Source organism: Thomasclavelia spiroformis DSM 1552, from assembly GCF_025149465.1.
GTDB classification, from domain to species: Bacteria; Bacillota_I; Bacilli_A; order Erysipelotrichales; family Coprobacillaceae; genus Thomasclavelia; species Thomasclavelia spiroformis.
Window position 1 is genome coordinate 2,016,995 of record NZ_CP102275.1, and the last position, 23,501, is coordinate 2,040,495.

The 23,501-nt window shown below is 28.1% G+C and carries 27 protein-coding genes and 1 pseudogene; 11 read left to right on the forward strand and 17 right to left on the reverse strand.

All coding sequences use genetic code 11. From position 1 onward, the window contains the following. Positions 1–129: 129 nt before the first annotated feature. From NQ543_RS09650 to NQ543_RS09660, 3 genes are all read right to left on the reverse strand, one after another. Positions 130–480 carry a hypothetical protein gene (locus NQ543_RS09650; protein WP_039904067.1) on the reverse strand — a complete coding sequence of 117 codons (351 nt, stop codon included), beginning with the start codon at positions 478–480 and terminating at the stop codon, positions 130–132. Positions 481–502: 22 nt separating this feature from the next. Then, positions 503–1,120, reverse strand: coding sequence for a PTS sugar transporter subunit IIB (locus tag NQ543_RS09655; RefSeq protein ID WP_004609567.1), 618 nt, complete (start codon positions 1,118–1,120; stop codon positions 503–505). A gap of 207 nt (positions 1,121–1,327) precedes the next feature. Beyond that, positions 1,328–1,450 (reverse strand): hypothetical protein, encoded by a 123-nt coding sequence (locus NQ543_RS09660; RefSeq protein ID WP_259295584.1) that lies wholly within the window; start codon positions 1,448–1,450, stop codon positions 1,328–1,330. Between the two features lie 173 nt (positions 1,451–1,623). On the opposite strand from NQ543_RS09660, the gene NQ543_RS09665 reads away from it, so the two are divergent. Further along, complete coding sequence (locus NQ543_RS09665; protein ID WP_004609564.1) at positions 1,624–2,244, forward strand: LexA family protein; 621 nt, start codon at positions 1,624–1,626, stop codon at positions 2,242–2,244. A gap of 110 nt (positions 2,245–2,354) precedes the next feature. Here NQ543_RS09665 and NQ543_RS09670 read toward each other — a convergent pair whose 3' ends face one another. The 6 genes from NQ543_RS09670 to NQ543_RS09695 all read right to left on the reverse strand — a co-directional run bounded on the left by NQ543_RS09670 (position 2,355) and on the right by NQ543_RS09695 (position 8,231). Further along, a complete protein-coding gene (locus NQ543_RS09670; RefSeq protein ID WP_004609563.1) occupies positions 2,355–3,143 on the reverse strand; it encodes an HAD family hydrolase in 789 nt (262 codons plus the stop codon). A gap of 50 nt (positions 3,144–3,193) precedes the next feature. Then, entirely contained in the window at positions 3,194–3,652 is a 459-nt protein-coding gene (bcp, locus tag NQ543_RS09675; RefSeq protein ID WP_004609562.1) for a thioredoxin-dependent thiol peroxidase, read from the reverse strand. A gap of 186 nt (positions 3,653–3,838) precedes the next feature. Next, on the reverse strand, positions 3,839–5,194 hold the full coding sequence (locus tag NQ543_RS09680) for an MATE family efflux transporter (RefSeq protein WP_039903976.1): 1,356 nt from the start codon (positions 5,192–5,194) through the stop codon (positions 3,839–3,841). A gap of 392 nt (positions 5,195–5,586) precedes the next feature. Next, a complete protein-coding gene (locus NQ543_RS09685; RefSeq protein ID WP_004609560.1) occupies positions 5,587–6,372 on the reverse strand; it encodes an ABC transporter ATP-binding protein in 786 nt (261 codons plus the stop codon). 2 nt (positions 6,373–6,374) lie between these two features. Beyond that, the gene (locus NQ543_RS09690) at positions 6,375–7,244 is read right to left on the reverse strand and encodes an ABC transporter permease (RefSeq protein ID WP_004609559.1); all 870 of its coding nucleotides are present in this window, start codon (positions 7,242–7,244) and stop codon (positions 6,375–6,377) included. A 9-nt stretch (positions 7,245–7,253) separates the two neighbouring features. Beyond that, positions 7,254–8,231 (reverse strand): ABC transporter substrate-binding protein, encoded by a 978-nt coding sequence (locus NQ543_RS09695; protein ID WP_004609558.1) that lies wholly within the window; start codon positions 8,229–8,231, stop codon positions 7,254–7,256. Positions 8,232–8,776: 545 nt separating this feature from the next. Between NQ543_RS09695 and NQ543_RS09700 the strand changes: the two genes are divergently transcribed. The 6 genes from NQ543_RS09700 (at position 8,777) to NQ543_RS09725 (ending at position 14,485) form a co-directional block, all read left to right on the forward strand. After that, positions 8,777–9,607 (forward strand): DUF368 domain-containing protein, encoded by an 831-nt coding sequence (locus tag NQ543_RS09700; protein ID WP_148344869.1) that lies wholly within the window; start codon positions 8,777–8,779, stop codon positions 9,605–9,607. Between the two features lie 54 nt (positions 9,608–9,661). After that, positions 9,662–10,435, forward strand: a complete 774-nt coding sequence (locus tag NQ543_RS09705) for a helix-turn-helix domain-containing protein (RefSeq protein WP_004609556.1) — start codon at positions 9,662–9,664, stop codon at positions 10,433–10,435. A 61-nt stretch (positions 10,436–10,496) separates the two neighbouring features. After that, on the forward strand, positions 10,497–11,843 hold the full coding sequence (locus NQ543_RS09710) for an MATE family efflux transporter (protein WP_039903973.1): 1,347 nt from the start codon (positions 10,497–10,499) through the stop codon (positions 11,841–11,843). 215 nt (positions 11,844–12,058) lie between these two features. Continuing rightward, positions 12,059–13,009 carry a magnesium transporter CorA family protein gene (locus tag NQ543_RS09715; RefSeq protein WP_004609554.1) on the forward strand — a complete coding sequence of 317 codons (951 nt, stop codon included), beginning with the start codon at positions 12,059–12,061 and terminating at the stop codon, positions 13,007–13,009. Between the two features lie 101 nt (positions 13,010–13,110). Further along, positions 13,111–14,067, forward strand: a complete 957-nt coding sequence (locus NQ543_RS09720) for a biotin--[acetyl-CoA-carboxylase] ligase (RefSeq protein ID WP_004609553.1) — start codon at positions 13,111–13,113, stop codon at positions 14,065–14,067. Next, complete coding sequence (locus tag NQ543_RS09725; RefSeq protein ID WP_004609552.1) at positions 14,060–14,485, forward strand: biotin transporter BioY; 426 nt, start codon at positions 14,060–14,062, stop codon at positions 14,483–14,485. The genes NQ543_RS09720 and NQ543_RS09725 overlap by 8 nt, the downstream gene beginning before the upstream one ends. A 164-nt stretch (positions 14,486–14,649) precedes the next feature. On the opposite strand, the gene NQ543_RS09730 is transcribed toward NQ543_RS09725, so the two are convergent. The 8 genes from NQ543_RS09730 to NQ543_RS09765 all read right to left on the reverse strand — a co-directional run bounded on the left by NQ543_RS09730 (position 14,650) and on the right by NQ543_RS09765 (position 19,863). Next, positions 14,650–14,889 carry a helix-turn-helix domain-containing protein gene (locus NQ543_RS09730; RefSeq protein WP_004609551.1) on the reverse strand — a complete coding sequence of 80 codons (240 nt, stop codon included), beginning with the start codon at positions 14,887–14,889 and terminating at the stop codon, positions 14,650–14,652. Between the two features lie 4 nt (positions 14,890–14,893). Then, positions 14,894–15,313, reverse strand: coding sequence for an RNA polymerase sigma factor (locus NQ543_RS09735; RefSeq protein WP_039903971.1), 420 nt, complete (start codon positions 15,311–15,313; stop codon positions 14,894–14,896). A 200-nt stretch (positions 15,314–15,513) separates the two neighbouring features. After that, positions 15,514–16,236 carry a hypothetical protein gene (locus NQ543_RS09740; RefSeq protein WP_004609549.1) on the reverse strand — a complete coding sequence of 241 codons (723 nt, stop codon included), beginning with the start codon at positions 16,234–16,236 and terminating at the stop codon, positions 15,514–15,516. Position 16,237: 1 nt separating this feature from the next. Further along, positions 16,238–17,098 (reverse strand): ABC transporter ATP-binding protein, encoded by an 861-nt coding sequence (locus tag NQ543_RS09745; RefSeq protein ID WP_004609548.1) that lies wholly within the window; start codon positions 17,096–17,098, stop codon positions 16,238–16,240. Further along, entirely contained in the window at positions 17,079–17,462 is a 384-nt protein-coding gene (locus NQ543_RS09750; RefSeq protein ID WP_004609547.1) for a GntR family transcriptional regulator, read from the reverse strand. Before NQ543_RS09750 ends, NQ543_RS09745 begins: the two co-directional genes overlap by 20 nt. 250 nt (positions 17,463–17,712) lie before the next feature. After that, on the reverse strand, positions 17,713–18,348 hold the full coding sequence (locus NQ543_RS09755; protein ID WP_004609546.1) for a helix-turn-helix domain-containing protein: 636 nt from the start codon (positions 18,346–18,348) through the stop codon (positions 17,713–17,715). 289 nt (positions 18,349–18,637) lie between these two features. Then, entirely contained in the window at positions 18,638–19,597 is a 960-nt protein-coding gene (locus NQ543_RS09760; RefSeq protein ID WP_333790947.1) for an IS3 family transposase, read from the reverse strand. After that, the gene (locus NQ543_RS09765; protein WP_004609083.1) at positions 19,522–19,863 is read right to left on the reverse strand and encodes a transposase; all 342 of its coding nucleotides are present in this window, start codon (positions 19,861–19,863) and stop codon (positions 19,522–19,524) included. The genes NQ543_RS09760 and NQ543_RS09765 overlap by 76 nt, the downstream gene beginning before the upstream one ends. A 52-nt stretch (positions 19,864–19,915) precedes the next feature. Between NQ543_RS09765 and NQ543_RS09770 the strand changes: the two are divergent. From NQ543_RS09770 to mnmM, 4 genes and pseudogenes are all read left to right on the forward strand, one after another. Beyond that, positions 19,916–20,950 (forward strand): annotated as a pseudogene (locus tag NQ543_RS09770) (tyrosine-type recombinase/integrase); the annotation flags it as partial. A gap of 309 nt (positions 20,951–21,259) precedes the next feature. Further along, a complete protein-coding gene (bioB, locus tag NQ543_RS09775) occupies positions 21,260–22,219 on the forward strand; it encodes a biotin synthase BioB (RefSeq protein ID WP_004609544.1) in 960 nt (319 codons plus the stop codon). Beyond that, a complete protein-coding gene (gene bioD / locus NQ543_RS09780; RefSeq protein WP_004609543.1) occupies positions 22,216–22,866 on the forward strand; it encodes a dethiobiotin synthase in 651 nt (216 codons plus the stop codon). Before bioB ends, bioD begins: the two co-directional genes overlap by 4 nt. Further along, positions 22,863–23,390 (forward strand): tRNA 5-(aminomethyl)-2-thiouridylate-methyltransferase MnmM, encoded by a 528-nt coding sequence (gene mnmM, locus NQ543_RS09785; RefSeq protein ID WP_004609542.1) that lies wholly within the window; start codon positions 22,863–22,865, stop codon positions 23,388–23,390. Before bioD ends, mnmM begins: the two co-directional genes overlap by 4 nt. Positions 23,391–23,501 lie beyond the last annotated feature (111 nt).

The window sequence follows — 23,501 nt, forward strand, 5'->3', positions numbered from 1 at the left end:
ATGTATAAATAAAAGGATATATTTTCTTGCACGCAAAAACAGTTGATCACTGTCATTTAATTTTTAGCAAGAAAATCTATACATCCTTCCACCCCATTTCAATAAGAATATAACAAATAAAAATAATTTTTACAAGTATTTATTCTCTATTTCATCAATAAATAACTCTAAAAGTTCAATACTCTTATCAAAATAATATAATTGTAAAATATCACTTTCATTAAAGCCTAATTTTATCCATCGATATAAAATATCACGTTTATACAGTGAAATTCTTTCAAGATCTAATTTATATTTTTTTATAAATTTATTAACAGCTCTCATTGTTTGAGCATATTCACAAATCAAACAATCTTGGCCATAATTTCTCGCCATATATTCTACATAGCTCAAAAAAATCTGTTTAAACTCTTCACCGTCAATATTCTTTAGATACTCTTTCAAACGCTTTAATATTAAATCAACATCATCTTCTAACACACAATCACCATTGAATCTAAATTTAATTCTTCTCTTTATTTTCCAATAATTCATTTATTATCATTAAAGCACCTGAAAAATCATTCATTGCAAATATTTTTGTAGGAATCACTACGACATCTTTTCCTGGTAAAAGTACCTCCACTTGAGGCAATAAATAACTAATTTGCGGTGCTAACATAATAATATCATAATCTTTTGCAATATCTTGTAATCTCGAATATCCAGTAGCAGTTATTTGATAAGATAATTTATTTAGTTTAGCCAACTCCATCATTTTACTTGCAAACAGCGTTGTTGTTAATCCCCCACTACAACAAAGTAAAATACTTACAAAAGGACGATTTGCTACCTCAAAAATACAATCGATCATATCTTCAAAAAGTTTAATTGCATGATTTAAATATTTTAATTTAAAATGTAAATAAAAAACAACATCATTATTCAAGCAATTAATTATCTTTTGTTCAAATATTCCATCACCATAATATTTAATCATTGCTTCAATATCATTGTATTTTATAATAATCGTATCCTCATTATCATTTTCAAATTTAATTTTCAAATTATATTTTTTTCCCTGGTTCACAATCCATTTAAGATAAAATATTGAATTAATTTCCAGATAAAACTCATCCATAGTAATTCCTCCAAAACCCCTATTAATAATTATACTATGTTTTAGAAAGGTTTACAAATTTCTAAACAATGAGTTTCACTAAACATAATTATTCTTGTGCATTAGAATTATTCTTATACTGCTCTTTTTCATCTATAATTTGATTTTTATAATCATCTTGATTCATACTTTTATCCTTCATATTATCACCCATAAATAGTATGTCCATTATAATAAAATCAAATCAATTAAATAACAAGATAAATCAGCCATTAAATATGCTAAAGCTAAAATACTAGCAGTTACTGTAATTATTCCTCTTCCTGTTAAATTAAGTTTCCTATAATTCATCATTATCCCTCCAAAATATTTTTATTTTAAATTAGTTTCTTTTTAAGACACTTTTAATATAAAACATTTATAATTCTTTGTCAATAAAAAGTATCTTTTTTAGACACTATTCAAATAATATTTGCATTAAATTAAAATTAATAGTAAAATTAAGACACAAGGAGTGATAATACATGACTGGGCAACGAATTAAAAAATTACGTAAAGAAAAAGGTTTGACCCAAGAACAATTAGGCAATCTTTTAGGAGTCAAAAAATCTGCTATCGCTAAATATGAAAATAATCGTGTCGAAAACTTAAAAAAAGAAACAATTCAAAAACTATCAGAAATATTTGAAGTTCCAGCAACTTATTTTTTAGGCATTGATGAAACTAATCAGCCAACTATAACTAATTCTATTACAATCCCTTTATATAACGATATTAGCTGTGGAACTGGTATTTTTGTTGATGATAATATCGATGAATACATTGCCTTACCAGAATCATTATTAACTTTAAATAAAGAATATTTTTGTCAATATGCTAGTGGTGATAGTATGATCGATGAAAATATTAATCCTGGTGATTTAATTGTTTTTGAAAAATGTAATCATTTAAAAAATGGAGATATTGGTTGCTTTACTTTAGAAGATAACATAGCAACATGTAAGAAATTTTATCAAGATGATGATAACCAATGTATTATTTTGCAACCAGCTAATTCTAGCTATTCTCCTCTTATCATTAATTATGAAAATCAAAATGGATTTAGAATAATTGGTAAATTAAGTCTAGTTATTAATAAAAGATAATTAACTACAATAATTGAAAACTTAGTTATACTAAAAAAGACAATAAACTAGTATTTGCATAATACTATCTCATTGTCTTTTTTAATATAACATATTCAACTATATAATTTTTATATTTCCAATATTTCTTTTATTTTACGAATAACACCTTGATTATCATTAGAATCAATAACTTGGTAAGCTATTTCTTTAATTGAATCAACTGCATTTTCCATTGCATACCCATATTTAACTTGTTGTAAAAGTTCATAATCATTCATTTGATCACCAAAAGCCATACATTCTTCAGGTTTGATATTATATAATGATTGTAAAAAAGCCATTCCTATTCCTTTATTGATATTTTTATTTTGGATATCCATCCAAGCATTTCCAGAAGTAACTATTTTAATATGATCAGGCAATAATTTTTCTACAATTTTTATTATTTCATTAATTTTTTCATTTTGATCATATATCGATACTTTCATAATATCATCATTAATATCATCAAACGAATCGACAAAACGATAATTACAATAATATTTTATAATTTCATTTTTATATTTAAGATTCTTATTTAAAATATATGCCCCTTTTCTACCACATAATACAATTACTAATTCTTTATAATTAGCTAAAACATTTTTTATTTTTATTAAATCTTCATTTTCAATTATATTACAGTATAACTGTCTTGCTCCTTTAGCTATAAAACAACCATTTTCTGCAATAAAATATATTTGTTCACTAAGTGGCACAAATTTTTGAAAAAGGCGATAATATTGATTACCACTTGCAACGACAAACTTAATATCTCTTTTTTTAAGTTCATAAAATATATCTATAAATTCAAAATCAAACCTTTTATTTGAATCAAGAAATGTCCCATCCATATCAGTAGCAATAAGTTTTATCATAGTATTCCCTCATTCTAATAAATAATTTATATAATTAATCATCAATTATTTTATTCTTCTATTTCTTTTAACATATTTTGCGGATTATTGGCAGCTTTAACCTTTTCAAAAGCTTTTATAATCATACCATCTTCATCAATTAAGTATGTAGTTCTTACAACTCCCATCACTTTTTTTCCATACATATTTTTCTCTTTCCAAACATCATATGCTTTAATAGCTTCTAATTCTGGATCTGATAACAAAATAAATGGCAACTGATACTTATCTTTAAAACGCTTATGTGAAACTACACTATCTTTACTTATTCCAATAATCTCTACCCCATGTTCGACAAAGTTTGGATATAACTCTCCAAAACCACATGCTTGTTTAGTACATCCAGGTGTATTATCTCTAGGATAAAAATATAAAATAACTTTTTTTCCTTTAAAATCACTTAATGACATACTTTCATTATCCTGATTTAATAATGTAAAATCAGGTGCTTTTTTTCCAATTTCTAACATAATTCATCCATCCTTTACCATCATATAATAATCATTATTATATTTAAATGCAAATCATATAAACTATTTTTTATTAATCTGAAACAAACACATAATTACAACACCAATAATTACTCCTAATATAAATATCGATAAATATCCTAGCATATCATACCTCCAAAACAATTATTACCAATAATAATAATTTTAAAGATAAATTCGATATTTCCACTTTCCTTTTAAAAATCTAAACAACAATAAACCACATCTTGCAACATTATCAAATACCATCATCAACCATACAAATTCAACTCCTAAATTAAACACATTGATCATTATAAAAGTACCCAATACTCTAATTCCCCACATCGTAATCAATGAAAAAATAAAAGGCGCCTTAGTGTCTCCCATCCCATTAAATGTTCCTTCAAGAATAACTAAAATTCCATATATCGGTTCTGATACAGAAACAATTCTTAATACTCTTGCACCTATCTCAATTACCTTCAAATCCGTCGTAAAAATCATCATCAATTGTTTTGCAAAAATAAATAAAAATATTCCACAAATGCTCATCAACACCATTGTTATTCCACATATCAAATATGTAATCTCTTTAACTTTATGCTCACTTTTTTCACCTATAGCATTACCAACCAAAGTTGCTTCAGCTGCTTGAAAACCATATCCAGGAATATAAAATGCCTGCTCAGCTTGAATTGCAATCGAATGAGCAGCAAATTGAATAACCCCAAGTTTAGCAATCAATGAAGAAAATGTAATATGTCCTAAACAAATAACACCTCTTTCCAAAACAATCGGTATCCCTATCGTTAAACATTCTAAAAATTCTTCTTTATAAAAATGAAAACCAGTTTTATAAAATTCAAATATTTCATTTTTATAATATCTAATAAACATCATGACTCCTCCAGCAACAAAAGATATTGCCGTTGCAATTGCTGCTCCATTAACTCCTAACCCCGCTCCAAAAACAGTTATTCCCATAATTTTACGAGTCGGATAAATTAAAATAAAATTCAAGCAAATATTAATCAAATTCATATACAAGCTAATTAACATCGGCGTTTTCATATCACTAACACTTCGTAATACTGAAGATAAAACCAAAACTGTTACGCGAAATAATAACGGTAATGAAATAATCATAAAATATGATGAAGCAGTCCCTCTAATTTTTTCATCACCATTTAACCACGTAGGTAAATACGGTCCAATAATCAAACATATGATAGTAAGAGTTATTCCAACAATCAAAGTAATAAATAACCCCTGCTGACTAACTCGCTTGACTTTTAAATTATCATTAGCTCCTTTTGCCTTAGCACAAACCGAAAGAATTCCAATTCCAAAAGCAATTGCAATACTAGTAATCAACCACCCAACTGTAGAAGTCAATCCAACTGCAGCACTAGCACTAGCCCCTAAAGCTCCTACCATGGCGGTATCAACATAAGAAACTATTACATTCATCGCCTCTTGAACAATTGCTGGCCAAGCTAAGTGACAAATTGAACTAATTTGATTTATGCATTGTTTCACTACTATCCCCCTAATCAAAAATAATTCTTTGCTAATATTATAGGCTATATTAAAAGGAAGAGGCAAGCTTAATAACAACGATCATTAATTTTTTCACCCAATAAAATAAGAAAAGCAAATTATTAGACAATGTCATTAGGTTAAAAACTTATTGATATTGGTCTAGAATCACCTTTTTATTAACTAATAAATATAAAAAAATTGACAGTGCTTTCTGTCAAATTTTTTATATATGAAGATTTTTTAGAAACATCTATGAATAATCTTAAAAATACATTAAACCACAATATCATTAAATTAAAATATTATAACTTTAAGACCGTATCTTTTACGTATAAAAATAAAACTAAAAATAGATAAATTATAATTTTATCTTCTTAAAAAAAGTCACACTATCTTAATAACACTTTGTCACTATATGCATTAGCTGAAGTGGAGTATAGATGAATTAATTCATCAACAGTCATCTTTTCTCTTTTTTCACCTTCAATCAAAGCTATAATTTTCCCATCTTTCATAATCATTGTTTTATTTCCATATTTTAAAGCATCTTCCATATTATGAGTAATCATCAATGTAGTAATATTATTTTCATTTACTATCTTTTTAGATAATTCTAATACTTTTTCAGCTGTTTTAGGATCTAAAGCAGCCGTATGTTCATCTAGTAAAAGTAGCTCAGGAGTTACTAAAGTAGCCATCAATAATGTAAGTGCCTGTCTTTGCCCACCTGATAATAACCCTACTTTTGTTTCCAAACGATCTTCTAATCCTAAATCTAATTCCTTTAAAGCTTTTTTAAAAGTATCACGATAACGATGTGACATTAAACTTAAGCTAAAATGTTTACCACGTTGATTAGAAAGATGAAGATTTTCTTCAATTGTCATATTAGGAGCTGTTCCTTTTAATGGATCTTGGAATAATCTTCCAATCACTCGAGAACGTTTATACTCAGGTTCAAATGTAATATCTCGATCATTTAATAAAATTGATCCACTTTTTGTTTCTACTGCTCCTGAAATAGCTTGAAATAATGTCGATTTCCCCGCTCCATTACTTCCAATAATCGTAACAAAATCACCAGTATTTAATTTTAAATTAATATCACTAAGAGCAACTTTTTCATTAACAGTTCCTTCATTAAAAATAACAGAAACATTCTTTAGTTCCAACATAACTATTTTCTCCTTTTTTTCCTTTTAAATGCTCCATTTGTTGAAGCAATTGCAATAACAACCAGTATAGCTGAAAGTAATTTTAAATATCCTGAAGGTAAACCTAACTGTAAAGCAACAGTCAAAATTGCTCGATAGAAAATAGCTCCAAAAACAACTGCTATCAATTGAAAAATAATCTTCTCCTTTTTAATGAAGGTCATTCCCACAATAATACTTGCAAGACCAATAACCATCATCCCAATACCACTATTAACATCAGCAAAACTTTGGTGTTGCGCAAATATTGCTCCACTCATTGAAACAAAACCATTAGCAAGCGCTAATCCCAATACTTTCATTTTATCAGTATCAATCGAACTAGCTCTAACCATGGCTTCATTATCTCCACAAGCTCGAAGTGATAATCCTAATTGTGTTTTTAAAAATAAATTCAAAATAATAACTATTAAAATTACAATAACATAAATAACAATTAACTTACTATATGGCGTAATAGTATCTAAACTACTAAAAATAGTAGTTTGATCAAACAAAGAAATGGTTGGTGTATTATTCATAATCATCAAATTGATTGAATACAAACCAGTCATTGTAAGAATTCCTGATAATAATGGCATAATTTTCAACTTTGTAATCAATAACCCAGTTACCATTCCTGCAAAAAGTCCAAAAACAAACGAAGCTAGTATACCAAGATATGGCATTGAATTCATCGTAAATACAGCACTTATAGCTGTTCCTAAAGTAAAACTTCCATCAACTGTTAAATCCGGAATATTTAACACTTTATAACTAATATATAAACCTAGTGATAAAACAGCAAATATTCCTCCTAATTCTAATGCTCCTAAAATAACTACTTGACTCATAAATATCCTCTACATTTCTACATATGATTTATCATTTTTAATACTATCTGGTAAATTAATTTCAAGTTGATCCAATATACCTTTATTTACATAGATACTTAAATCATCTTTAAAAACTTTAACAGGAATATCTTCAACTTTATCACCTTTTAAAACCTTATCAACCATATTAGCAGTTTCTTTACCTAAAGCTTCATAATTAATTCCAACACTTAAAAAACCACCATCTTGTACCATTGAATCAGCCCCCACATACAATGGTACTTTAGCATCTACACATGTTTTTGAAACAATATCCATAGCACTAGCTACCATATTATCATTAGGAGCAAAAATTGCATCACTTTTGCTAGCTAAAACATCAATTGCACTTTGAATTTCATTAACAGCACTAATTGTTCCTTCTACTAAAGTAATATTATTTTTTTCACAAAATGCTTTAGCTTTATTTATATTAGTAACCGAATTTGCTTCACCTTTATTATAAATAACTCCTAATGTTTTCATTTCTGGATTAACTTCTAATGCTTTACTTAAAATTTTATCTACTTGAATTTCATCACTAGTACCAGTAATATTTTTATCTGGTTTTTCCAATGATGAAGTTAATCCCGCACCAATTGGATCAGTCACCGCCGCAAAAATAACTGGTGTATCTTTAGCCATGACTGCAGCTGACATTGCAACTGGAGTAGCAATTGCTACCACACAATCTTTTTTACTAGCTTGAAAACCTTGAATGATCGAAGGTGCAATATTTGCATCACCTTGAGCATTTTTAAATGTATAATTAATATTTTCACCTTGTTTATATCCTAATTTTTCCATTTGCTTATCAAAAGCATCTTTAATTGTATTTAAAGAAGTATGTTCAACATATTGAATAATCGCTACTTCTTTTAAATTATCACTACTACTGTTACTACATCCAGTTAAAACTCCTAACGTTAACATACATACAACCATCAACTTAAATATTTTTTTCATTTTACTTACCCCTTTTCTATAATTATTTATACATATGTTTATAAATTTAATTATAGCTACACCATCGTCTATCTAATTTCATAATAATTTCCCCCTTTAAACAAAAAACATCTGTCCTAAAAGGACAGATGTAAAAATCTGCTATGCCACCTTATGGTCAAAAAATGCTATCACATTCCAGCTTTATAACGTAAGCTAAACGTCAAAAGATACTCGAATAATCTTTCCCCTTTGCCTTCATGGGTCCATTTACCAAAGTCGCATCTCTATCTAGATTCCACCATCCTAGACTCTCTATAAGCACGTACTATGTTTTATCTCCCAATCAATAGTTTGATTATATAATATAAATTTATCACATGATAAATATTTTGTCAATCTAGCATTTTAAAATCAATAAAGTCAAATATTGATTAAATTTTCAAATAATCTACTAAATTATTTAAAAAATTAATAAAATATTAAGCTTTAGCAAGTTGTAAAATTAATCAATCTAAGCTATTATATAATGTGAATTATTATTTAGATAAGTGGAGGAAAATAAAATGATTACTTTTCTAAAAGGGTTGATTGTTGGTATAGGAGGAATTGCTCCTGGCTTAAGTGGAAGTGTATTATTAGTTATTTTTGGATTATATCAAAAAACTATTAATGCAATTGCAACATTGTTTAAAGATTTTAAAAAAAATATTTTATTTTTAATTCCATTATGTTTAGGATTTGGAATAGGGGCAATAATTTTTAGTAAAATCGTTAATTTTTTATTAAATAACTTTGAAGCTCAAACAAGATTTGCATTTTTAGGGCTAGTAGTAGGAACTATTCCTTTATTTTATAAAGAAGTTAAAAAAGAAGGTTTTTCAAATAAATATTATATTGTTATTATTATTGTTGCTATCTTAGGTTTAAGTGTATTTTCTTTTAATAGTAACTTGTTTCCAACAGTTACTGACCCTAACTTATTCCAATCAGTAATATTAGGAATTGCTGTTGCTGGATCATCAATTGTTCCTGGAGTTGATAGTGCGGTTATTTTATCTACTTTAGGGCTATATGAATTATATGTAAGTTCTTTAGCTAGCTTTAATCTTTCTATTCTTATTCCTGCTGGTGTTGGACTAGTTATTGGGGTATTGGTAATTTCATTTATCATTAATAAATTAATTAACAAATTTTATACAATGACTTTTTCTATTATTTTTGGATTATTTTTATCAATTATTCCTAATGTTCTTAATGAAAGTTGTACATTACAAATGGACGTTCATTCATTAATCTGTATTATCTTTGTTATCATTGGATTTATCGTTTCTTTCTATTTAGGCGATATTCAAGGTAATAATGAAAAAATAAAACAATTAATCAACAAACCCTAAAAACATGTTTCTATGAATCATGTTTTTTAATTATTATTTTAAAAGGAGCATATCATGGAAAAAACATATACAATATCACAAATAAGTAAACTATTAGGTCTAACAAATGATGCTATTCGTTTCTATGAAAAAAAAGGCCTAGTTCATCCTACTACTAATCCCCATAATAACTATCGTATGTACACTTTAAAAAATGTCTTAGAACTTTTAGATATCATTTACTATCGACACTTAGATTTTTCAATTATTGAAATTCAAGAATTATATCAAAACTTAGATCCAACTCAAGCCTATCAATTAGTAGAAACACAAAAAATTAAAGTTGAAAGAAGAATTTTATATGAACAACAATTATTAAAAAAAATCAATTATATTCAATCATTATATCTGCAAATCAAAACAGATAAAAATATTGAAATAGCAACATTTCCAACATCATATATCTTATTTGAAAGCGAAGATAGTGATGAATTCTTCACTCACAAAATTAGACATATTACTACTGATGAATTTGTTTTATGTTCTATTTTTAAAAAATACGATCATACTTTAAACCAACAAGCAACATATGTAACTTTAGAAACAGATATTGCTAGTAATTTACAATTATCATTAGATCTCCAAACTATCAATTTAACTAAATGTATTCATATGACCTGTGCTATGAATAATAAAACGATCAATAAAACTACTATCAATAAACTTTTAGAATACGCTAAAATAAATAATTTAAATTATGCATCATATTTTTTAATCAAAGAAATTCCATTAACCTTTTATCATGATAAAGAAAATTATTACGCTGAAATATATTTACCAATAATCTAAAAATAACCTTGACCCTTGTCTAACACCAACCTTTATACTAGCAATGTAAAGGAGTGATATGATGAATAAAAAAATAATTAATCAAAAATTTTATAAATATGTAATACCATCAATGATTACAATGTTACTTAGTGGTTTTTATTCAATTATTGATGGTTTATTTGTCGCCAATGCTGTAAATGATAGTGCTTTGGCTGCTATTAATATTGCTTATCCAATTCAAGTAATTTTAAATGCTACTGCAATTGGGATTGGAATTGGTGGCGCTGTTAATTATTCATATTATAATGGTCAAAATAAAATAAAACAAATGCATAAAACAATCGGTAGTACCTGTTCATTATTATTGATCAGTGGCATAATTTTACCAATTATTTTAAATTACTTTGTAAATGATTTATTAGTTTTTTTAGGTGCTAAGGGAAATATTTACACTGGTGCTTATGAATATATCCATATTATTTTAATCGGTGGTATCTTACCAATAATAGGAAATGGAATTAATCCTCTATTAAGAAATCAAGGTAAAACCATTTATGCTACTATTAGTATGAGTAGTGGTTTAATTGTTAATATTATTTTAGACTACTTATTTGTATATAAAATGCAACTTGGTTTACATGGAGCGGCATTAGCAACAATTATTGCCCAAGGTGTTGTTGCATTTAGTGGAACTATAATGCTGATTTATTTTAAATTAAAAGAATTAAGTTTAATCGATTATATTCCTAATTTAATAACTATTAAAAAAATCTTAACGATTGGTATTTCCCCTTTTGGTCAAACTCTTATTCCTTGTATCATTACAGTAATTACTAACTGGATGTGCATTCGCTATGGTGGTGATAATGCATTAACAATTTTTTCTATTATCAGTTATGTTCTTTCGTCTATACAATTATTTTTACAAGGAGTCGGCGATGGTATTCAACCGTTATTAAGTTATTATCATGGCTGTAAACAACCGCAATTAATTAAATATATTTATAAAAAAGCAATCACTTTATCCCTAGCTATTTCAACTACTTTAACAATACTTGTGATTATTTTCCCTAACATATTAACATCATTATTTAATGTTGATAATATTATCTATAATGAATGCCGCAATGCTCTAATAATTACTGCACTATCATTTCCATTTATTGGCAACAATCGTTTATCATGTGCTTTATTTTATGCAACTGAAAGAACATTATTTTCATCAATTATTGTCTATCTTGAACCATGTGTAATAATCCCTGGCTGCCTTATTTATTTTTCTAATATTTTTAAATTAACAGGGATATGGCTTGCTTATCCAATAGCTCAAGTTATTTTAACAATCATTGCTTTGTATTTTATTTATTTTATTTTACTGAAAGCTAAAAATATTAATGTAACTGTTGATACAGAATATTCAATTTAAATATAATATTTCATTAAAAATATTCAATCTAATTCATATAATTTAATAGCTTAAATTATTAAAAAAATTTTAGTAAAATTAAATAATTTATGCTATAATATTTTGCTGAAAGAAGGTGTTATTATGTCCCCTGAGCCCGAGCAGGAATATTTCAAACAATTAAATAATAAATTCAGGAGACATAATAATTAGTCTCCTGAAGTAAGGAGGCTAATATGATAGAATTCTACAAAACTTATGATAATATAACAAAAAAAATATCAACTCCTGAAATAGGATGTTGGATCAATGTAGTATCTCCAAATGAAGAAGAAAAGAATTTTTTGATTGAAGAAATCGGCATTTTACCAGAATTCATAAATTCTTCATTAGACCCTGAAGAAAGTTCACATATTGATTATGATGAAGATTATAATCAAAAGTTAGTTATTGTTGATTATCCTAGTGCTGAAGAAAACGAAGTAAGCTATGATGATGATAAATTGCTTCAATATACAACTTTGCCTTTAGGTATTGTTATTATGAAAGGATATGTCATTACAATCTCTTTATATGATAATTTATGTATCGATGATATGGTTCAAGGTAAAGTACGTGGAATTAATACTACTTTGAAAACTAGATTTTTGTTACTTTTATTATTAAGAATTTCACAACGATATTTAATTTATCTAAGACAAATTGATCGCATTTCACTTAGAACCGAACAAAGTTTGCATAAATCTATGCAAAATAAAGAGTTAATTCAAATGTTAGGATTAGAAAAATCATTAGTTTATTTTTCTACTTCTTTAAAAACTGATGAAATAACTTTAAATAAAATAATGCGTGGTAAGACTATCAAATTATATGATGAAGATCAAGATTTATTAGAAGATGTTTTAATCGAAATACATCAGGCAATTGAAATGTGTAACATTTATTCTAATATTTTATCTGGAACTATGGATGCTTTTGCATCAGTTATTTCTAACAATTTAAATATTGTTATGAAAGTTCTTACTGTTATTACTATTGTAATGTCTATTCCAAATATTATTTTCAGTTTCTATGGGATGAATGTTACTGGTCTACCAATTGCACAATGGTGGTTTCCAACTATTGTTGCTATTATCGCCTGTATTATTGCCACAATTATTTTTATTAAAAAAGATATGTTTCACTAAACAGCTTAATGCTGTTTTTTTATTTTACAATTGTAAACATAACTTAATAAAAGTGTTTACAATTGTAAAATAATTTGTTATCTTAAAATTGGGGTGATTAAATGACAATAAAAAGTGATGTTTTAAAAATATTAGAACAAAATAGAAATATTTCTATTTCTGGTCAAGAATTAGCTAAACAATTAAATGTTAGCAGAATGTCAATTTGTAAAGTTATCAAAAAACTAAAAGAAGAAGGTTATAATATTGAAGCTTCTACTAATAAAGGATACATGTTATTAAACAACAATGATATTTTATCTAGTGAAGGAATTAGTTGTTATTTAGATAAAAAGATGGATATTTATGCATATAAAACAATTGATTCGACAAATACTCAAATGAAAAAATTTGCTGTTGATAATCATGTTAATTATGCTTTAATTGTTGCTGAACATCAAAGTGCTGGTAGAGGGAGATTTAATCGTAATTTTTATTCTCCTGAAAAACAAGGCATATATATGAGTTTATTACTTAGATACGATCAAACATTTAATGATGCAACATTAATTACAATTCAAAGTGCTGTTGCTATTAAACGCGTGATAAAAAAATTATATGGAATTGATACAAAGATAAAATGGGTCAATGATCTTTATTATCAAAGTAAAAAGATATGTGGAATTTTAACTGAAGCTATTAGTGATTTTGAAAGTGGAATGATTGAAGCAATTATTATTGGAATTGGAATAAATGTTTCTACCAAACAATTTCCTGAAGAGCTTTTAGATAAAGCAACTTCTTTAGGAATTGAAAATATTAATCGAAGTAAATTTATTGCATTGATTGTAAATGAAATATTTAAAATTATTGATGAAGATTTTGATAATGTTTTAAATGAGTATAAAGATGCTTCTTGTGTTTTAAATAAAAAAGTTGAATTTAGATATAAAGGTCAAATATATAACGGAATTGCTAAAGATATTAATAATTTAGGTAATCTTATTGTTAAATGTGATAATCAAGAATATACATTAAATTCTGGAGAGGTTAGTATTATCCAAAAAAATTATGAATAATACATTAAAAATGACATATTGTGGTATCTTTACAGCTTTAATTGCAATTGGAGCATTTATTCAAATTCCACTTCCATATATGGATTATTTTACTTTGCAATTTTTATTTGTCTTACTATCGGGAATTTTGTTGGGTTCTAAATTAGGTGGTTTAGCAGTTTTAATATATGTATTGATTGGGTTGATTGGTATCCCTATATTTGCTTCTGGTGGTGGGATTGGATATATTTTTAAAGCTAGTTTTGGATATTTAATTGGATTTATTGCATGTGCTTATTTTACTGGTTTAATCTGTGAAAAAGTTGCATTAACTGATTTAAAAAAATATGCTTTAGCTGTTTTTTGTGGTTTATTAGCTACATATATTATTGGTTTAAGTTACAAGTATTTTATTTTAAATTATATATCTAATTTTTGATTATCCGCATAAACACTATACTTTTAAGCATTTTGAAATATAGAAAACCATTCATTTTACCACGAATTTACCACGATTGAATGAGCCTTGATATGACACAAAAACAACATGGGAGATAGCACAAATATCTGTGTATCTCCCGTTTTTCAATTCATGTAATATGATTACTTCACTCTGATTTCAAACTTCAAGATTGCTTTCATCATTTCTGTATGAATTTGACCTTTTAATTCTTCATCAACCTGCATAGTGATTTTACCACTTTCAGAGTGGTAAAACGGACGCAAGCATAATTTACAGATATAAGCGTCATAAAACTTCAAAATCTCTCTTATGGCAGTTTCATTTCCAGCAGACGCTTGACATATTATTTTTAATGTAGGGTAGCCGTATTCTTTTTTCATTAGTTCAATTCCTTTCTTTCAATACTGTTTTTAGTTTTTTCAATCCGTTACTTCTTCTGCGATAAATAGCAGAATGTGATACATGATACAATTCTGCGATTTCTTGGTCGCTCATGCTTTGAAAATAGCGTAATAATATTACATCACGCTCTTTACATGATAACTTACATAAAGCAACAGCAAGTTTCTCATTTGATATTTGAATTGTGAAATTCAAGACTTCAAAAGAAATGTAATCACAAGAATATTTATCCTTAGTTACACATTCAAGATTTTTCGTATCTGATAATTCACAGAATAAAACTTCACGTTTGGAACGTCTTGCAAACTGTCTGTTCCTGTTTTTTACTGTGCATTTAATAACAATCATCATCAAAGCATTAAACTGTATTCTAACGATATGCTCGAAAGAAGATGTGTCCATAATCTCACCTCCTTTCTGCAAACGCTGAAATTATATAAATAGGATAATTTGCATTTAGTACATTCCACCCATTTATATCGTTTTGTAAAATACAGAAAAGAAGGTATGAAAAAGGCTCGCACAAAACACGAAGTCTGTACGAGCCATGAAACTTTGATTAAAAAACAGGTTATATTTTTAATTTAGTCAATGATTATAGATTATTTAAGTTCTGTATGTCGGATAATAGTATAAGCCCCACCTGCCAAAATACAAATAATCAATACCAAAGTCAAAGTGGGAAAGATATAATTGATTGTTCCGTCAGTCATAAAACCTAATGCTTTCATAAAGAAATCAGTAATATTTCTTACAACCTCAGCGGAAAATACATATCGGAATAATGCAATCACAAATAATATACAACCACCTAAAATAACCCCTAGGTAGATTGATGTATTTTTTCCAACTTTGTTAATTAGCAAAATTCCAAGATAAAATAAATTTAATATTACCATATACAATAATGCTAACCAAATCCAATTTGCAAATACACTTTCATATCCATATATACTTCCAAATAAAGATTGATAATCATTTGTTAAACGGTGTAAAAATTGACCGACCACAGTATCAATAAAAGCCATTGCAGATGCCATAAACACAAACAGAGAAGTCATTGTAATAAAGATATACTTTCTGGTAAAACCATTTTGAATTAACATTTTAAAATCTTCCTTAAAACCGAGTACGCCTACAATGCCAACAAATATAAGTGAGTTAATTTCTAATCCATTTGTACCAACATTGTCAAAAGTTCCTAAACTAATTCCGATTATTAAAGTTATAAACGAAACGATTGCATATTGAATGATATAGAATATACCGATTGCTCTAAATGTTGTTGAGCAGTCATATAGGATTGCAGATTTTAATTTATTCATATTACTTACCGCCTTTCTCTGTTAATTTGACAAATAATTTTTGCAAGTTCATAGTAGAGATTTGTAAATTGCTATCTTTAGGTAATGGTGTCTTTTCGCCCAATACATAAGCAATTTTCATGTTACCCAATTCATCATAGTCGATAACATTTTTATCCGAGCAATAATCATCAACATCTTTTGCAATTCCCGAAATACTGTATCCTTTTTCTAAAAGGGTTTCAACGTTTTCTTGTAATAGGACTTTGCCTTTATCAATTAAAACTACTTCTTCAATAATATTCGCAACTTCTTCAATTAAGTGCGTGGCAATAATAATCGTTCGCTCATCATTTTCATAATCTTTCAAAAGTAAATCATAAAATAACTCTCTGTGATTAGCGTCCAATCCCAAAACGGGTTCATCAAAGATTACATAAGGGACATTCAATGATAGAGCAACTGTTAATTTGAAAATTGACTGATACCCTTTAGATAATGCTTTGAATTTCTTGTTGATGTCAAGATTGAATTTTTCAGCAATTTCAAATGCTTTATCTAAATCGAAACTATCATAAAACCGATTTATCCACTTAAAGTGCTCTTTGATTTTTAATTCTTTATCGTATAAATCAGCTTCACTCATACAGAATATCTTTTCATGCACCTGCATATTTTCCTTTGCTGGAATGTCATCAACAAGAACAGTCCCCTCATCAGCAAAAATTCTATTTGCAATAATATTGATTAAGGTTGATTTTCCAGCACCATTTCTTCCCAAAAAACCGTATATCTTTCCAAATTCAAAAGAAAATGAAACATTATCTAATGCTGTTAAATTGTTGTATTTTTTCGTGATATTTTTAATTTGAATTGCGTTCATGTTCATAACCCCTTTCTATCAATGAAATAATTTCTTCTTTGGTCATTTGTAATTTAGACGCTTCTTCAATCAATGTTGCGATATATTGTTCATAAAATTGACCTTGACGTTTTAATCGAATTTTTTTGACTGCTCCCTCTTTTACAAACATACCTAAACCTCTTTTCTTGTATATAATTTCTTCATCTACCAACATATTCATACCTTTTAGAACAGTATGAGGATTGATATTCAGTAAAGCAGAAATTTCATTTGTTGAGGGTATCTTTGTTTCTTCTGGAAACATACCCGTAAAAATGGAATCTTCCAGTTGCTCCGCCATCTGAATGAAAATCGGTTTTTCTATATTCGGATTGATATGCACCTTACCACCACCTTTAGTTGTTTGTCTGTATGTTTGTTAGTTGAGTAACTAACTACATATCACTTATAATATACTCATAATCACACATATTGTCAATAATTTTTGAAAAAATAAATTTATCTATTCTTCCTCTTGATTATCCACCACAGAAAAGAAAAAGCCCTGTCAAGAGCCTTGCCACCATTGGTGGTGCTTTGCACTCTTTACTGGGCTTTTTGTTTGCTGTATCTTCCATGCAAGAGGAAAAAGATTATTCGTCCTCATCATCAAAATGGCTATTCCTTAATACTTCCCGTAACAGTTCCATATCCTCTTTTGAGTTCGGATTTATCATTTTCACGACTTGATAAGGTGTCCTATATTTATGTCCCTCTATGCTTTCCCCAAACATATCCATACTGTATAAATCATCATAGCGGTCTAGTAATTTTTGGAATTTCAAATGCTGGATAAATTCTTTGATTGGGTAAAGGTCGGACGCTTCAATGCTTTTCCCGTTGATATAGTCTGTAATATATTCCCGTAACTTTTCCAACTCATATTCCAGCCATTCTTCCTCGCTGTCAAAGAAGTTATCATAGTGTCCGTGTTTCAGTTCTGCATTTAGACGTTCTTCTGTTCTTAAAAACTGACAGACTTCTTTTTCAGACTGATTGACATACTTCCATTCTCCCGATAATAATTCATTCGGCGTTACGTCCAGCACTTCCATTATCTTTTCCAGCGTTTCATAAGCAGGATAGTTCAACCCTCTTTCAATCTTGGAAAGGCTCTGCATATTGATACCGATTTTGTCCGCAAGTTCCTGTTGTTTCATTCCCCTAAATTTTCTTATGGTCTGTATATTATTTCCTAAATGGCTTATTTTCATTGCATAACCCTCCATATCTCGTTATATCTTCACTATTGTAAGTCTATCATGCTTAATATGATTTGTAAAGGCAAAAAAAGATATTGACAAATAAGCATATAAGAATTACTATGTTCTTGTAATCAAATAAGCACAATAGAATGAAATACAAAAACATTCAAAAAGAAATGACTATCTGATTAAACCCGTAGATATGAATATTGGTTGAAATGGAACTTGTTAGAAAAGGCAAAACAGGACTTGCTGACAAAGTATTTCTGGTACTATGTCAAGATTTCGGACCACATAAATGTAAGAAATTTAATTAATTGATACTAATTAAATAATCATGCTCATATTCATTAGGTGATTTATAATCACAATGTGAATGTACTCTTATTGTATTATAAAATCCTTCTATGTATTCAAATACCAGCTTATATGCATGATTATAATTTATAATCTTAAATCTGTTCAGCCATTCCCTTTTTATCAATGCATGATATGATTCTATACACGCATTATCCCACGGTGTTCCTTTTTGTGAATAGCTTCTTTTCATCTGCTTAGTTAATCTTTTGTATTTCTTCGATGTATAGTGCACTCCGCGATCTGCATGGATTACTATTGGTTTTGCGCTTTTTCTTCTTTTTTTAGCTGTTTCCAGACATTTTAATACTTCATCTACTTCTAATGTTTTGCTTAATGTCCATGCTATTATTTTTCTTGAATAGAGATCCATTATACTGGTTAAATATACAAATCCTTCATCTGCTGTCCAGATATATGTTATATCAGTACACCATGCCTGATTTGGTGCTTTTGGATTAAAATCTCGGTTTAGAATATTTTTTAGTTTATTTGAAAAATCACAGTCTTTTGTTGTTATTGTATATGGTTTGATATAATGAGCTTTAATATTGTTTTCCCTCATTATGTTTCCTACATATTTTTCACTTATTTTTTCTCCCTCTTTTTTTAGTATTTCAGTTATTTTAGGAGCTCCATATATTTCTTTTGAATCCTTATAGATTTTCTTGATTCTTTCTGTGATTCTAGCTTTTCTGATTTTTTGTTTACATGGTTTTCTTTTCAAATATTCATAATATCCTGATTTACTCAGTTGTAATTTTTTTAGCATACCGGTAACTGAAGTCTGTTTATCTTTTTTAGATTTTTCTTTTATCCTTTTATAAAGATCCTGCTTAGTTAATTGCCCAGTATGCCAATAGCCTTTTTTAGGACTTCTAAAGCATCCTGTGTATCTTTCAGTTCTTTTTTTAATCTGGCAATTTCTTTAGCTTCGTCACTTGAATAATTACCGCTTCCTCTTGAATTAATTACGCCGTCATTACTACTGGCATCTTTAAGCCATTTATGAACAGTGCTATCAGCAATACCAAACTGTTTAGCTATAGCTACTTTAGATTCATCAGGATGTTCTAAAACATATTGAACAACTCCCTGTTTAAATTCATCTGTAAATGTTGGTTTAGTCATCATCATATACCCCTTTTCTATTTTTGATTTAAGCTTATGACATTGTATCATATACTAGCTAGTTCTTCCATTTAACTGGTACAGTTTTTATTCTAGCATCAGAAAACGGGAAAAACTCTCACTTCGAGAACTGGAACAACAGATAAGACGGGATATTGAGGACGGTATCGACAGCACAGGCAAGAAAATGACGCTTTGTCAACTCTATTCCAAACAGAACGCACAGAGGGCAAATGTGAAGAAAAGCACAATGAAACAACGGGAACAACTCATGCGGTTATTGAAAGAGGACAAGTTAGGTGCTAGGAGCATTGATACGATAAAACCCTCTGACGCTAAAGAATGGGCGTTACGCATGAAAGACAAAGGCTTTTCCTACAATACCATTAACAACCATAAACGCTCGTTAAAAGCGTCATTCTATATCGCCATTCAAGACGATTGTGTAAGGAAAAACCCTTTTGATTTCAAGTTAAGTGAAGTCCTAGAAAATGATACCAAAGAGAAAGTCGCATTGACAGAGGAACAGGAACAAGCCTTACTCTCATTTATCAAGACGGACAATGTGTATCACAAGCATTATGATGATGTGCTGATATTATTAAAAACAGGACTTCGTATCTCGGAACTGTGCGGACTGACAGTAGCCGATATTGATTTCAAGAATGAAGTTGTGATTATCGACCACCAGTTACTAAAGAGCAAGGAACAGGGCTATTACATTGAAACGCCTAAAACAAAGAGCGGAATAAGGCAAGTGCCATTAAGCAGAGAAACAATACAGGCATTTCAACGGGTTATGAAGAAACGCCCAAAATCAGAACCATTTGTGATAGACGGACGGAGCAATTTCCTATTTGTCAATCATAAAGGCAAGCCCAAAGTTGCGATTGATTACAACGCCTTATTTGTCCGTATGGTAAAGAAATACAACAAGCACCACAAGGACAAGCCCTTGCCACATATCACACCGCATACGCTACGCCATACATTCTGCACAAGGCTGGCAAGCAAGAACATGAACCCGAAAGATTTACAGTATATCATGGGACATTCAAACATCAGTATCACAATGAACTGGTACGCTCATGCGTCCATAGATACCGCAAAATCAGAGGTTCAGCGTCTAATCGCATAGAAGTATTTACCACGATTTTAACCACGATTGATAGGGAAAATATAAGAAGATAGACCTAGATATGTGAGGTTTACCACAAAAGCAAAATGCCCGTAGAGCCTATAAAATAAGGCTTTGCGGACATTTAAGAAGATATGAAAAGATAGTCAAAAAGACATATATAATTTAGATGAAATTTTTATTTAAATACTTCAATTTCATGGAAATTAGTTTTATTATCATGTTTTCCAATCGATTTGCCTTGTGATATTGCTTTAAGTATTTTAGCAATTATTTTAGCAACAAAACTCAAAAAAAATGGAGGTTTACATGTTAAAAAAGATTTTAAATAAAGTTTTAAATGAACAAGAAATTAGTAATGATGAGGCTATATCTTTGATTAATGTTGATCTTGAAGAATTAAAAAAAGCTGCTAATCAAATAAGAAAACATTTTTGTGGTAACAAGTTTGATTTATGTTCAATTATTAATGGAAAAAGCGGTAAATGTAAAGAAGATTGTAAGTTTTGTGGTCAATCTATCCATTACCATACAAATATTCAAACATATGATCTATTAAATAGCGATGAAATTAAAAAAATGGCTTTATATAATGAAAAAAAAGGTGTTCAACGTTTTTCAATTGTTACATCAGGACGTTGTTTAAATAATCAAGAATTTGAAAATATTTTAAAAATATATCAGGAGCTTAATCAATCAACAAATATTTCATTATGTGCCTCATTAGGCTTATTAAAATATCATCAATTAAAAAAATTAAAAGATGTAAAAGTTATAAAATATCATAATAATTTAGAAACATCGCAAAAATATTTTAAAGAAATTTGTACTACCCATACCTATCAACAAAAAATTGAAACGATTAACGATGCCTCAAATGCTGGTCTACAAGTATGTAGTGGTGGTATTGTTGGAATGAATGAAACTTGGCAAGATCGAATCGATTTAGCTTTTAAATTAAATCAATTAAAAATCATGTCAATTCCTATCAATATTTTAAACCCTATTAAAAATACACCTCTAGAAAAAATAAAACCTCTTTCAAAAGAAGAAATTGAACGTATTTTTGCAATTTTTAGATTTATTAACCCTAAAGCCATCATTAAAATAGCTGGTGGTCGTGAATTATTAAACGATAAAGGACTAGGTGTTTTTAAAAGTGGAGCTAATGGTGCAATTACTGGAGATATGCTTACAACTAAAGGAATTAGCATTGATGATGATATCGAAATAATTAATGAATTAGGATTTGAAATTAAAAAGATATGATAAAAGGATTATTTATTACCGGTACTAATACAGATGTCGGTAAAACCTATGTCACTGCAAGAATCATTAAGGAATTAAATAAAATATATCAAACAGCTTATTATAAAGCTGCTTTAAGTGGAATTAAAATTGTTGATGAAAAAATAATTTCTAGTGATTTAAAATATGTATGTGATTATGCTAATTTAAAAGAAAATAGTAGTAAAGTATCTTTTATTTATCAACAGGCTTTTTCACCACATTTAGCTTCTCGCTATGATAAGAATTTTGTTGATTTAAATGTTATAAAAAAAGATTTAGATGACTTATCTTTAAATCATGATATTATTGTTGTTGAAGGTAGTGGCGGAATTATTTGTCCTTTGAAAGCTGAAGATGAACTAATTATGCTTAGTGATGTAATGAAACTTACAAAATATCCTTTAATAATTGTTACTTCAGCTACTTTAGGAAGTATCAATAGTGCTGTTTTAACTGCCTTATATGCTAAAAGCTTAGGACTTAAGGTGTTAGGTTTTATTATGAATTATTTTGATAAAGATAATATAATTCATCAAGATAATTATAAAATGATTGAAAAATTAAGCGGATATAAAGTTTTAGGTTATCTTGAAAAAAACGGTGATGAAATTAAGAGGTTTATATGAAAACAATGACAGAATATGTAAAAAACAAAATATTAAGTAGTACTTATACTACAGCAATTGATTTTACTATGGGTAATGGAAATGATACTTTAACTTTAAGTAAAGTAACTAAAAAAGTATATAGTTTTGATATTCAAGAATTAGCTTTAAAGAATACTAAAAAATTAATTAAAGATATAAATAATGTTGAACTTATTTTAGATAGTCATGAAAATTTTGATAAGTATGTTAATAATTACGATATCGGTGTATTTAATTTAGGATATTTACCTCAAGGTGATCATCATATTACAACAATGGTAGATACTACACTTATTGCTATTGATAAAGCTGTTAAATGTTTAAATAAAGATGGTCACCTTTATATCGTTGTTTATATTGGTCATAATGAAGGTAAAAAAGAAAGTGTTAAAGTGGATGAATATGTTAGTAAATTAGATCATCAATCATATAATGTATCATTATTTAAAATGATGAATAAACAAAATGCCCCATATATAATAGAAATTGAAAAAAGAAAATAGGTTGTAACAAAATAACTTTTTAAGGTTGAAATTCGTTTTCAACGGATTTGTCAATAAAAGTGTGTAAGTAAATTTAATTTTTTGTAAATTTTTTACTGAACACTGATTATT